11 protein-coding genes are annotated in these 11,272 nt (G+C 69.3%); 5 read left to right on the forward strand and 6 right to left on the reverse strand.

All coding sequences use genetic code 11. The features are described 5' to 3' along the window. Positions 1–15: 15 nt before the first annotated feature. From V2J18_RS08590 to yidD, 3 genes are read right to left on the reverse strand one after another with little or no spacing between them, the layout of a single operon-like run. The gene (locus V2J18_RS08590; RefSeq protein WP_336131548.1) at positions 16–906 is read right to left on the reverse strand and encodes a M23 family metallopeptidase; all 891 of its coding nucleotides are present in this window, start codon (positions 904–906) and stop codon (positions 16–18) included. Next, positions 903–2,234 carry a dihydroorotase gene (locus V2J18_RS08595; protein WP_064746862.1) on the reverse strand — a complete coding sequence of 444 codons (1,332 nt, stop codon included), beginning with the start codon at positions 2,232–2,234 and terminating at the stop codon, positions 903–905. The genes V2J18_RS08590 and V2J18_RS08595 overlap by 4 nt, the downstream gene beginning before the upstream one ends. After that, on the reverse strand, positions 2,219–2,467 hold the full coding sequence (yidD, locus tag V2J18_RS08600; protein WP_221672111.1) for a membrane protein insertion efficiency factor YidD: 249 nt from the start codon (positions 2,465–2,467) through the stop codon (positions 2,219–2,221). Before yidD ends, V2J18_RS08595 begins: the two co-directional genes overlap by 16 nt. 348 nt (positions 2,468–2,815) lie before the next feature. Between yidD and dksA the strand changes: the two genes are divergently transcribed. Beyond that, positions 2,816–3,874 (forward strand): RNA polymerase-binding protein DksA, encoded by a 1,059-nt coding sequence (gene dksA / locus V2J18_RS08605; protein ID WP_075575011.1) that lies wholly within the window; start codon positions 2,816–2,818, stop codon positions 3,872–3,874. Between the two features lie 226 nt (positions 3,875–4,100). Next, the gene (locus V2J18_RS08610) at positions 4,101–4,568 is read left to right on the forward strand and encodes a nucleoside deaminase (protein ID WP_064746865.1); all 468 of its coding nucleotides are present in this window, start codon (positions 4,101–4,103) and stop codon (positions 4,566–4,568) included. Between the two features lie 4 nt (positions 4,569–4,572). Here V2J18_RS08610 and V2J18_RS08615 read toward each other — a convergent pair whose 3' ends face one another. The 3 genes from V2J18_RS08615 to cysS form a co-directional block, all read right to left on the reverse strand. Beyond that, complete coding sequence (locus tag V2J18_RS08615) at positions 4,573–5,793, reverse strand: MFS transporter (protein WP_336133082.1); 1,221 nt, start codon at positions 5,791–5,793, stop codon at positions 4,573–4,575. 71 nt (positions 5,794–5,864) lie between these two features. Then, positions 5,865–6,317 (reverse strand): SufE family protein, encoded by a 453-nt coding sequence (locus V2J18_RS08620; RefSeq protein ID WP_064746867.1) that lies wholly within the window; start codon positions 6,315–6,317, stop codon positions 5,865–5,867. Positions 6,318–6,339: 22 nt separating this feature from the next. Then, positions 6,340–7,743: a cysteine--tRNA ligase gene (cysS, locus tag V2J18_RS08625; protein WP_064746868.1), complete on the reverse strand. Its 1,404-nt coding sequence runs from the start codon at positions 7,741–7,743 to the stop codon at positions 6,340–6,342. Positions 7,744–8,047: 304 nt separating this feature from the next. Here cysS and V2J18_RS08630 point away from each other — a divergent pair, with 304 nt between their 5' ends. From V2J18_RS08630 to V2J18_RS08640, 3 genes are all read left to right on the forward strand, one after another. Beyond that, complete coding sequence (locus tag V2J18_RS08630; protein WP_064746869.1) at positions 8,048–8,515, forward strand: hypothetical protein; 468 nt, start codon at positions 8,048–8,050, stop codon at positions 8,513–8,515. A gap of 375 nt (positions 8,516–8,890) precedes the next feature. Continuing rightward, complete coding sequence (locus tag V2J18_RS08635; RefSeq protein ID WP_336131549.1) at positions 8,891–9,904, forward strand: N-acetylornithine carbamoyltransferase; 1,014 nt, start codon at positions 8,891–8,893, stop codon at positions 9,902–9,904. 81 nt (positions 9,905–9,985) lie between these two features. Next, complete coding sequence (locus tag V2J18_RS08640) at positions 9,986–11,233, forward strand: argininosuccinate synthase (protein WP_336131550.1); 1,248 nt, start codon at positions 9,986–9,988, stop codon at positions 11,231–11,233. The last annotated feature ends 39 nt before the right edge of the window (positions 11,234–11,272 follow it).

Consider the following 11,272-nt stretch of genomic DNA (forward strand, 5'->3'; position numbering starts at 1 on the left):
GCCCACGACGGCCGCTCAGGGCGCCGCCGGCGCCTTCGTCGCGCGCACCGCATCGCCGCGTTCGAGCACCAACTGCGGATCGATGCGCACGTCGAACCAATTCATGCCCCAGTGCAGGTGCGGCCCGGTCGCACGACCGGTCGCACCGACCGCGCCGATGGTCTGGCCCTGGGCGATGCGATCGCCGACGTTGACGTCGATGCGCGACAGATGCAGGAAGTTCGAGCTGATGCCGTGGCCGTGGTCGAGCACCACGGTACCGCCGGTCAGGTACAGGCCGGGCTTGGCGAAGCTGATCACGCCCGCGGCCGGGGCCAGGATCGGGGTGCCGTTCGGCGCGGCGATGTCCATACCGGAATGGCCGGAGCCTTTCTGGCCGTTGTAGACGCGCTGATTGCCGAAACGGCCGCTGATCCGACCGCGCACCGGCCAGGCGAAGGCCTGGGCGAAGTCGGCGCGGTCGTCGTCGCGTACCCGCGCGGCCACCACTTCGGCCTGTTCGCGCTGGATCCGCGCGGCGATCTCGGGCGGCGGGTTGACCGTTTTCGGCGGCACGCCCTGGATGTACTCGGTCGGGAAGTCGCGCGGCGTCACCGCGATGCGCACGGTCTCGACCCGGCCGGGCGCGGTTTCGACCTGGACCTCGAGCGGGCCGGCCGCGTCGCGGCCGACGCCGAACACCACCGAGCCGTAGCCGGTGCTGCGCAGGCTGCGCCCGGCGTAGCGCACCGTGCTGCCGGGCGGCACCTTGCCGATCACCATCGCGCCCTGCTGCACGGCCTCGGGGAACACGATGCGCGTATCGGCGCGCGCCGGCGCCGGTGCGGTGTCCTGGGCCGGCGCGGCGGCGCTCGGAGCGGCCGCCGCCAGGCACGCCGCCAGGACGGCGGCGGGGCCGCGGCTCATCGGGCGAACGCCAGACGTTGCCCGTTCGGTGCGCCGACCAGGGCCTTGCCGTCCCAGGCCAGCGCGCCGTTGACCCAGGTCGAGGCGATGCGGCTGTGGAAGGTGCGGCCTTCGAACGGCGACCAGCCGCACTTGGACAGCACGTCCTCGCGCCGCACCGTGTACGGCGCGTCGTCGATCAGCACCAGGTCGGCGAAGTAGCCTTCGCGCAGGAAGCCGCGGTGTTCGACATCGAACAGCTTGGCCGGAGCGTGGGCGAACTTGTCGACCACCTGGGCGGTGCTCAGGCGGCCTTCGTGAACCAGTTCCAGCGCGGCGTTGAGCGCGAACTGGACCAGCGGCAGGCCGCTGGGCGCGCCGGTGTAGGGTCGCGCCTTCTCTTCCAGCGTATGCGGCGCGTGATCGGTGGCGAGCACGTCGATCACGTCCTCGGCCACGGCGCGGATCAGCGCCTCGCGGTCGGCCGGGTCCTTGATCGCCGGATTGCACTTGATCAGGTGGCCGAGCTTCTCGTAGTCGTCGCGGTCGAAGCGCAGGAAGTGGATGCAGGTCTCGGCGGTGATGCGCTTGCCCTCGATCGGGCCGGCCTGGAACAGGGCCAGTTCGTCGGCGGTGCTGATGTGCAGCACGTGCAGGCGGGTGCCGTGCTTGCGCGCCAGCGAAATCGCCAGCTCGGTCGATTTCTTGCAGGCTTCGCGCGAGCGGATGTCGGGGTGGAAGCGCGCCGGGATGTCGTCGCCGTACTGCGCCTTGTAGCGCGCCAGCTCGGCATCGATCATCGGCGTGTCTTCGCAATGGGTGATGATCGGCGTCGGCACGTCGCGGAAAATCGCGTCGAGGGTGACCGGATCGTCGACCAGCATGTTGCCGGTCGAAGCGCCCATGAACACTTTCACGCCCGGCGCGGTGCGCGGATCCAGCGACTGGATCGCGGCCAGGTTGTCGTTGCTGGCGCCGAGATAGAAGCCGTAATTGCCCCAGGCGCGCCCGGCGGCGCGGCGGTACTTGTCCTCCAGCGCCGCCGAGTCCAGGGTCGGCGGCTGGGTGTTGGGCATGTCCATGAACGTGGTCAGCCCGCCGGCCACGGCCGCGGCCGACTCGGTGGCCATGTCGGCCTTGTATTCCAGGCCGGGTTCGCGGAAATGGACCTGGTCGTCGATCATGCCCGGCAGCAGGCGGCGGCCGGCCGCGTCGACCACGGTTTCGTTGCCGCGCGCATCCAGGCCGGCGCCGATCTGGGCGATGCGGCCGTTCTCGATGCGCAGGTCGCCGTCGTATTCGCGGCCTTCGTTGACCAGCCGGGCGTTGACGATCAGTGTCGATGACATGTGTGTTTTCCGGAGTCCAAGGGCGGCACGGGATCGTGGCCGCCGGGGTGCAGGGGATGGCAGCGCGCCAGGCGTCGCAGCGTCAGCCAGCTGCCCCTGAACGCGCCGAAGCGGTCGATCGCCTCCATCGAATAGGCCGAGCAACTGGGGTAGAAACGGCAACGCTGGCCCAGCATCGGACTGATCCAACGCTTGTAGCCGCGAAGCAGGGCGATGAGAAGGCGGTCGATCACGTTTTCTTAATGCCGGCAACGGTAGGGACTGACGCAGGAAACGCGCGCCGCGAATGCCCTCGGGTACTGCGTCTGGCCGGTGATTTGGCGCGGTTGCCGCAGGTGCCGCAGCAGGGTATAACAGCGCGCTTTCCCCAAACAAGGCAAGTGCGAGACGAAGGTCCGCCGCGGCGCGGAAGCGATGCTACCGTGTCTGCCCGGGCCGGGCGAAAACCGGCCGAACGCCGGATTTCACTTGCGGTCAGCGAACGCATGTGCATTTGATGACCGGGTGGGTCATGCTTGGCCCGCGAAGCCCTTCGGACGGCGTCCGGGGGCGCCCTCAGGGAATAGAAGGACAAGCCGCTCGTGGCAGTGAAAAAACCTGCGAAGAAGGCCGCCCAGGCCGCCAAGAAGACCGTCAAGCCGGCTGCGAAGAAGGCGGCCAAGCCTGCGCCCAAAAAGGCGGCGAGCAAGGCTGCCAAACCGGCAGCGAAGAAGGCGACGGTCAAGAAGGCCGTAGCGAAATCCACGGCGAGCAAACCGGCGGCCAAGAAGGCCGCAGTCGCGAAGAAGGCGGCGCCCGCCAAGGCGCCCGCGGCGAAGAAACCGGCCCCCAAGCCGGCGCCCGCCGCGAAGAAAGCGCCGTCCGCGGCGGCAAAAAAACCCGCACCCGGCAAGGCCGGCGGAACGAACAAGCCCGAGCTTAAAAAAGTTGAAGCGAAAAAGCCCGAAGCTGTGAAGCCCGCAGCCAAGCCGGCTGCCCCACCGCCCGCGCCGCAGGCCGCCGCCAAGGCTCCCCCTGCAGCGCAGGTCGACAGCACCTCCGACCGAAGCAAGAACACAGTGACCCAGACAGCATCCAGCAAAACATCCGCGAGCAAGCCCGCGAGTACGGCCGCCTCGGCGCCGCGCCCGGCCGGCAAGGTCGCCGTCGCCGTGACCGCCAAGCAGGCGGCGCCGGCGCCGAAGACCAAGGTCAAGGTCGTGGCGTACAAGAACGACCCGGCGACCGGCCGGCCGATCGTTCCGGACGGCTACAAGCCGACCTCCGACGAGGAGTACATGAGTCCGCTGCAGCTGGAGTATTTCCGCCAGCGTCTGCTGCAGTGGCGCGCCGATCTGGTCGAGGAGTCCAAGCAGACCATCGAGAACCTCAAGGATGAAGTGCGCGACGTCGGCGACGAGGCCGAGCGCGCCACCCGCGAGACCGAGAACTCGCTCGAGCTGCGTACCCGCGACCGCTATCGCAAGTTGATCAGCAAGATCGACAGCACGCTCAAGCGGGTCGATTCCGGCGACTACGGCTTCTGCGTCGATACCGGCGAAGAAATCGGCCTGGAGCGCCTGGAAGCGCGCCTGACCGCCGAGCGCACCATCGACGCCCAGGAGCGTTGGGAGCATCTGCAGAAGCAGATGGGCGACTGACCGGCCCGACGGCCGAGCGGTGCGGTCCAAGGAAAAGCCCGGCTTCGGCCGGGCTTTCGCGTTTCGGCCGGGCGCGGGCGAACAGCCGTTACGCCGGTGCGGGCCGAAGCGGCCTGCCCGCGCACGGGCTCCAGCGCTCACCGCCATCCTTCAACCGACAGAACCGGTCCACCCGCTCGGCGCCGGCCTGCGGCAAGCTGGGGCCAATCCCCCGACGAGCGCCGCCATGTCCACCGATGCCGCCGACCTGGACTTCCTCCGCGAGGCCGTGGCCTTGGCCCGCGCCAACATCGCGGCCGGCGGGCGCCCGTTCGGGGCGCTGGTGGTGCGCGACGGCGCGGTGCTGGCGCGCGCCGCCAACGCCATCCACGCCAGCGGCGACCCCACCGCACATGCCGAACTGCTGGCGATCCGCGCCGCCGCGCAAGCCCTGGGCGTGCCGCGCCTGGACGGCTGCACGGTCTACGCCAGCGGCCAGCCCTGTCCAATGTGCCTGGCGGCGATGCATCTGTGCGGCGTGGCCGCGGTGCATTTCGCCTATTCCAACGACGACGCGGCGGCGTTCGGCCTGTCCACCGCCGCGGTCTATGCGCAGATGGCGCTGCCGCCCGCGCAGCAGTCCTTGCCGGTGCGGCCGTTGCGCCCGCCGGGCGAGGAGGGGCTGTACCGGGAATGGGCGCAGCAGCGCGGCTGAGCGTCTATTGCAGGTCGCGCAAGTCGAGCCGGCGCAGCTTGGGCGCCAGCTTCGCGGTCGCGGCGACCACCGCCAGGGTCATGCAGCCGCCGAAGATCAGCGACGGCACCAGGCCCAGCAGGCGGGCGGCGACGCCGGACTCGAACGCGCCGAGCTCGTTCGATGAGCCGATGAAGATGCCGTTGATCGACGACACCCGGCCGCGCATCTCGTCCGGCGTCGACAACTGCAGGATGGTCGAGCGCAGCACCACCGACACGCCGTCGCACATGCCCGAGAGCATCAGCATCAGCGCCGACAGCCAGAACTGGCGCGACAGGGCGAAGCCGATGATGCACAGGCCGAAGCCGGCCACCGCGTACAGCAGCAGGCGCCCGGCGTGCTTCTGCGGCGGATGCCGGGCCAGCCACAGACCGACCAGCACCGCGCCGGCGGCCGGCGCCGCGCGCAGCACGCCCAGCGCTTCGGGACCATAGTGCAGCACATCGTGGATGAAGGCCGGCAACAGCGCGACCGCGCCGCCGAACAGCACCGAGAACATGTCCAGCGCCTGCGCGCCGAGCACGACTTGGTGATTGAACACGAAACGCAGGCCCTCGCCGATGCTCTTGAACACCGGCGCGCGTTCGCTCGGCGCCGGCGGTTCGGTCACGCGCAGGGTGATGATCGCGATCGCCGCGGCGACGGCGAAGCCGGCCGCGACCAGGTAGGCCGAGGTCTTGCCGCCCCAGGCCACCAGCGCGCCGCCCAGCGCCGGGCCCAGCACCAGTCCGGTCTGCATGACCACGCTGCTGACTCCCGCGCCGCGCGCGTAATGCTCGCGCGGGAGCACGCGCGCGAACAGCGACGTGTACACCGGCCCCAGGAAGGCGCGGACCACGCCGTTGAGCGCGATCGCCGCGTAGATGGTCGCGGTGGCGAAGCCGAATCCGCCGGCCGGCAGCGCGCCGGAGGCGACCCCGGCCAGCAACGCGGTGGTCGCGACCAGGCCGAGGCAGGCGAACAGGCCGAGCTTGCGCCGCGGCAGATGATCGACCGCGTAGCCGGCGAACAGGGCGAAGCAGAAATAGGGCACGACTTCGGCCAGGCCGATCAGGCCCAGGGCGAAGGGATCGCGGGTCAGTTCGTAGACGTGCCAGCCGACCGTGACCGCGACGATCTGGTACGACAGCATGCCCAGCAGCCGGTACACCAGCAGGCCGGCGAAACCGGGGTTGCGCAGCAGCGGGCCGACTCCGGTCGGTGCCGGCGGCGGTGCGTCGGCGGTGTCGGCGCTCGTGCCGGACGGTCCGGCGCTCACAGGCGCCGTTGCGCCTGCTCGCGGATGAAGGCCAGCAGCGCGGCCAGGCCGTTGCTACGGGTCGGCGACAGGTGCTTGGCCAGGCCGATGTCGGCGATGTAATCGGCCGACGTGGCGACGATCTCGTTCGCGCTGCGCCCGGAATAGACCCGCAGGGCCAGGTAGATCAGGCCGGAGACGATCGCCGAATCGCTGATTGCATGGAAATCCAGGCGTTGCGCGTCGCCCTCGACCGCGATCCAGACCATCGACTGGCAGCCGAGCAGGCGGTGCTCTTCGGTCTTGTAGGCCTGCGGCAGGTCCGGCAACTTGCGGCCGAGGTCGATCAGGTACTGGTAGCGTTCGGACCAGTCGCCGAAGAAGGCGAATTCGTCGCGGATCGCGGCCTGGGCCTGAGCGGCGCTGGGTTCGAGCGGAAACGGGGAAGCGGGGAGGGCGGCAGCGTTCATCGAATCTGGGGGCCTGCGCGCGTCAGGACCCGGTTTCCTCGGTGTTGAGTTCCGGGCGCTTGCGCACCCAGCGCACGCCCTGCGGCGTGTCTTCCAGCAGGATGTTCTCGTCGGCCAATTGCTGGCGGATCGCGTCGGCGCGGGCGAAATCGCGCGCCTTCTTGGCCGCGCTGCGCTCCTCGACCAGGGCCTGGATGCGCTCGTCGTCCTGGTCGCCGTCGGCGCCGGCGAACCAGGCCGCCGGGTCCTGCTGCAGCAGGCCCAGGGCCAGGCCGGCGCCGAGCAGGTCGCGCTTGAGCCGCGCCTGCTCGGCCGGATCGGTGGCCTTGCGCGCCTCGGCGGCGATGCGCGCGATCTCGGCCAGCGCCTGCGGCGTGCCCAGGTCGTCGTCGAGGATGCGCTCGATCTCGGCCGGGATGCGTACCGGCTCGGCTTCGACGCCGGCCAGATCGCGCAGAGTGCCGTACAGCCGGTCGAGGGTACGCGCGCACTGCTCGATCAGCTTGTTCGACCAATCCAGCGGCTGGCGGTAGTGGGCGGTCAGCAGCGCGTAGCGCAGCGCTTCGGCCGGGTGCTTTTCCAGCAGTTCGTGCACGGTCTCGATGTTGCCGCGCGACTTGGCCATCTTCTCGCCGTCGAAGTTCAGCATCCCGTTGTGCAGCCAGAACCGCGCGAACACCTTGCCGCCGTGCGCGCATTCGCTCTGCGCGATCTCGTTCTCGTGGTGCGGGAACATCAGATCGTTGCCGCCGGCATGGATGTCGATGGTCTCGCCCAAATGGGCGGCGGCCATCGCCGAGCATTCGATGTGCCAGCCCGGACGGCCGCGGCCCCAGGGCGAGTCCCAGCCGGGCAGGTCGGCGCCGGAGGGCTTCCACAACACGAAATCGCCCGGATCGCGCTTGTACGGCGCGACTTCGATCCGTGCGCCGGCGCGCATGTCGTCGATGTCGCGGCGCGAAAGCTTGCCGTACTCGGGGAAGCTCTGGATCGCGAACAGCACGTGGCCTTCGGCCTCATAGGCGTGACCGGTGGCGATCAGGCGCTCGATCATGCTCACGATCTGGCCGATGTGCGCGGTCGCGGCCGGCTCCAGGTCCGGCAGGCGCACGCCGAGCGCGCCCATGTCCTGGCGGTAGATCGCGGCGTAGTGCTCGGTGATGACCGAGATCGGCACCCCTTGCTCGGCCGCGGCCGCGTTGATCTTGTCGTCGACGTCGGTGATGTTGCGGGCGAAGGCCAGCGCGCCGTAGCGCCGGCGCAGCGCCTCGGCCAGCACGCCGAACACCACCGGGCCGCGGGCGTTGCCGATGTGGGCGTAGTTGTAGACCGTGGGGCCGCACAGATACATGGTCGGGCGGGCCGGATCCAGCGGAACGAAGGCTTCGACCTGTCGCGACAGGCTGTTGTAGAGATGCAGGCTCATGGCGGCACGAATGGGAGTCGGTTCATTCTAACGAAGGCACGCTCGCTGCGCCCGGACGCGATGGCGCTGCGGCGGCCGGGGCGCGCGGCGAAGCGGTGCCGCCGCGCGACCGACCGGCGGGGCGCCGACGTCGCCGGTCGCTCCGCGCCGGTGGCCGGGCGGCGCGATGGCCTCCGGCACGACGCCGCGGACGTGCCTCCGGCCCGGTTCGCGGGCTGCGCCGGGTCGGGCCTAAAGGTGGGATTCAGGCCATGGCGGCACACTGCTCTTACAATTTATTCACGAATCCGTCTCCGCGAGCCCGATGAACCGAACCGCCTTGCAGGCTTCGATCCTGGTGCTGGCCAGCGCCCTGGCCGCGGCGTCGTCGCTGCCGGCCGCGGCCCAGCACACCGTGATCCAGGCCGAAAACGTGCGTTTCGACTACGCCCAGGTGCTGCGGGTGACCCCGGTCTACCAGACCCTGCGCGCGACCACGGTCGAGCAGCAATGCGACCCCGAGCCCGCTGCGAGCGAGAACTCGCGCCTGTCGCGGGTGGTCGGGGCGGTGCGCGAGGCGCTGGGGCGCGAGCGCAATCCCAAGCCCAGCACCGGCGAGAACTGCCGCCCGGTGCCGGTCGACCGCGAGTTCCGCCGGCCGATCGCCTACGACGTGGACTACGTCTACAAGGGCGCCCGATTCCGCTCGCGCCTGCCCGAGGACCCGGGCAACAAGCTGCGGATCCGGGTCGCGGTGACCCCGGTCATCACCCCGATCAGCACCTCCCGCTAGCCCCGGCGCCGCCCGGACGCGGCCGTACGGCTTGCGCCCGCGTCCCGCCCATGCGAGCATTCGCGACCTCATGAACCCGAACTACGCCGACGCCGACGTTTTGACCTCCGCCTACATGGCGGCGGGCATGACCTCGCGCGCGCGTCGACCGTTGCCCTGCCAATCCGCTGGGTGACGGCGCTCGCCGTCGTTCGTGTAACAAGCACCACACACGAAAAGCCCAGCCTAGCGCTGGGCTTTTTTGCTTTTCGGGATCGGGATTCGGAATTCGGGATGGGTTACAGCGGCTGCCGCCACCCCCGATCGCCTTTCGCGCCTCCCACCACCGCGTTCCACGCTTTGCGAATCCCCAATCCACAATCTCGAATCCCAGACATGTCCAGACACTTCCTCAACACCCAGGACTGGTCGCGCACCGACCTCGACGCGCTGCTGGCCCAGGCCGCGGCGTTCAAGCGCAGCAAGCTCGGCGACCAGTTGCGCGGCAAGTCGATCGCGCTGGTGTTCTTCAATCCGTCCATGCGTACCCGCACCAGCTTCGAGCTGGGCGCGTTCCAGCTCGGCGGCCATGCCGTGGTGTTGCAGCCGGGCAAGGACGCATGGCCGATCGAGTTCGACCTGGGCACGGTCATGGACGGCGATACCGAGGAGCACATCGCCGAAGTGGCGCGGGTGCTGGGCCGCTACGTCGACCTGATCGGCGTGCGTGCGTTCCCGAAGTTCGTCGATTGGGCCTACGACCGCGAAGACATCGTGCTCAAGTCCTTCGCCAAGTATTCGCCGGTGCCGGTCATCAACATGGAGACCATCACCCATCCCTGCCAGGAGCTGGCGCACGCGCTGGCGCTGCAGGAGCGCTTCGGCACCACCGACCTGCGCGGCAAGAAGTACGTGCTGACCTGGACCTACCACCCCAAGCCGCTCAACACCGCGGTCGCCAACTCGGCCCTGACCATCGCCACCCGCTTGGGGATGGACGTGACCCTGCTGTGCCCGACCCCGGAGTACGTGCTCGACCAGCGCTACATGGGCTGGGCCGAGCAGAACGTCGCCGAGAGCGGCGGCTCGCTGACCGTCAGCCACGACATCGACAGCGCCTACGCCGGCGCCGACGTGGTCTACGCCAAGAGCTGGGGCGCGCTGCCGTACTTCGGCAACTGGGGTCCGGAAAAGCCCATCCGCGACCAGTACAAGCACTTCATCGTCGACGAGGCGAAGATGGCGCTGACCAACAACGGCGTGTTCAGCCACTGCCTGCCGCTGCGCCGCAACGTCAAGGCCACCGACGCGGTGATGGATTCGCCGAACTGCATCGCGATCGAGGAGGCCGAGAACCGCCTGCACGTGCAGAAGGCGATCATGGCCGCCCTGGCGGGCGGCCGGAACTAGGGATTCGGGATGGGGGATGGGCGAAAGCGCATCCCCAGCGCTGGATCATCAACAAGACATCATCATTAGAGACGCCTCCCCATGTCGCAGCAGACCGCTTCCACCCATCCCGAATCCCAAATCCCGGATTCCGGCACCAAAGACATCGTCCTCGCCTTCTCCGGCGGCCTCGACACCAGTTTCTGCGTGCCCTACCTGCAGGAGCGCGGCTGGGCCGTGCATACCGTGTTCGCCGATACCGGCGGCGTCGACGACGAGGAGCGCGCCTTCATCGAGCAGCGTGCCGCCGAACTCGGCGTGGCCAGCCACGTCACCGTCGACGGCGGTCCGGCGATCTGGTCGGGCTTCGTCAAGCCGTTCGTGTGGGCCGGAGAGGGCTATCAGGGCCAGTATCCGCTGCTGGTGTCGGACCGCTACCTGATCGTCGAAGCCGCGCTCAAGCGCGCCGCCGAACTCGGCACCAAGGCGATCGCCCACGGCTGCACCGGCATGGGCAACGACCAGGTGCGTTTCGACCTGGCGGTCAAGGCGCTGGGCGATTACGAGATCGTCGCGCCGATCCGCGAAATCCAGAAGGAGCACACCGAGGTCCGCGCCTACGAGCAGAAGTACCTGGAACAGCGCGGCTTCGGCGTACGCGCCAAGCAGAAGGCCTACACCATCAACGAGAACCTGCTCGGCCTGACCATGTCCGGCGGCGAGATCGACCGCTGGCAGGCGCCGGGCGAGGGCGCGGTGGGCTGGTGCAAGCCGCGCGCGCAGTGGCCGAGCGAGACCCTGTCGGTGAAGCTGAGCTTCGAGAACGGCGAGGCGGTGGCGCTGAACGGCGAGAAGATCGAAGGCCATAAGCTGTTGGCCAAGCTCAACGGCCTGTTCGCGCAGTACGGCGTTGGCCGCGGCCTGTACACCGGCGACACCACCATCGGCCTCAAGGGCCGGATCATCTTCGAAGCGCCGGGCCTGATCGCGCTGCTGACCGCGCACCGCGCGCTGGAAGAAGCGGTGCTCAGCAAGCAGCAGAACCGCTTCAAGCCGGACGTGGCGCGCAAGTGGGTGGAGCTGGTCTACGAAGGCTTCTTCCACGACCCGCTCAAGGCCGACCTGGAAGCCTTCCTGGCCAGCTCGCAATCGACCGTCAACGGCGAGGTGACCCTGGAGAGCAACGGCGGCACCGTCAACGCGGTGGCGATCGAATCCAGGCACATCCTCAACGCCAAGGGCGCGACGTACGCCCAGGCCGCCGACTGGGGCGTGGCCGAGGCCGAAGGCTTCATCAAGCTGTTCGGCATGAGCAGCACGCTGTGGGCGGAGATCAACCGCAAGAGCTGACGCTCAACAGCCCCTCTCCCGCAGGCGGGAGAGGGGACT

This window comes from Lysobacter firmicutimachus, from assembly GCF_037027445.1.
GTDB lineage: Bacteria > Pseudomonadota > Gammaproteobacteria > Xanthomonadales > Xanthomonadaceae > Lysobacter > Lysobacter firmicutimachus.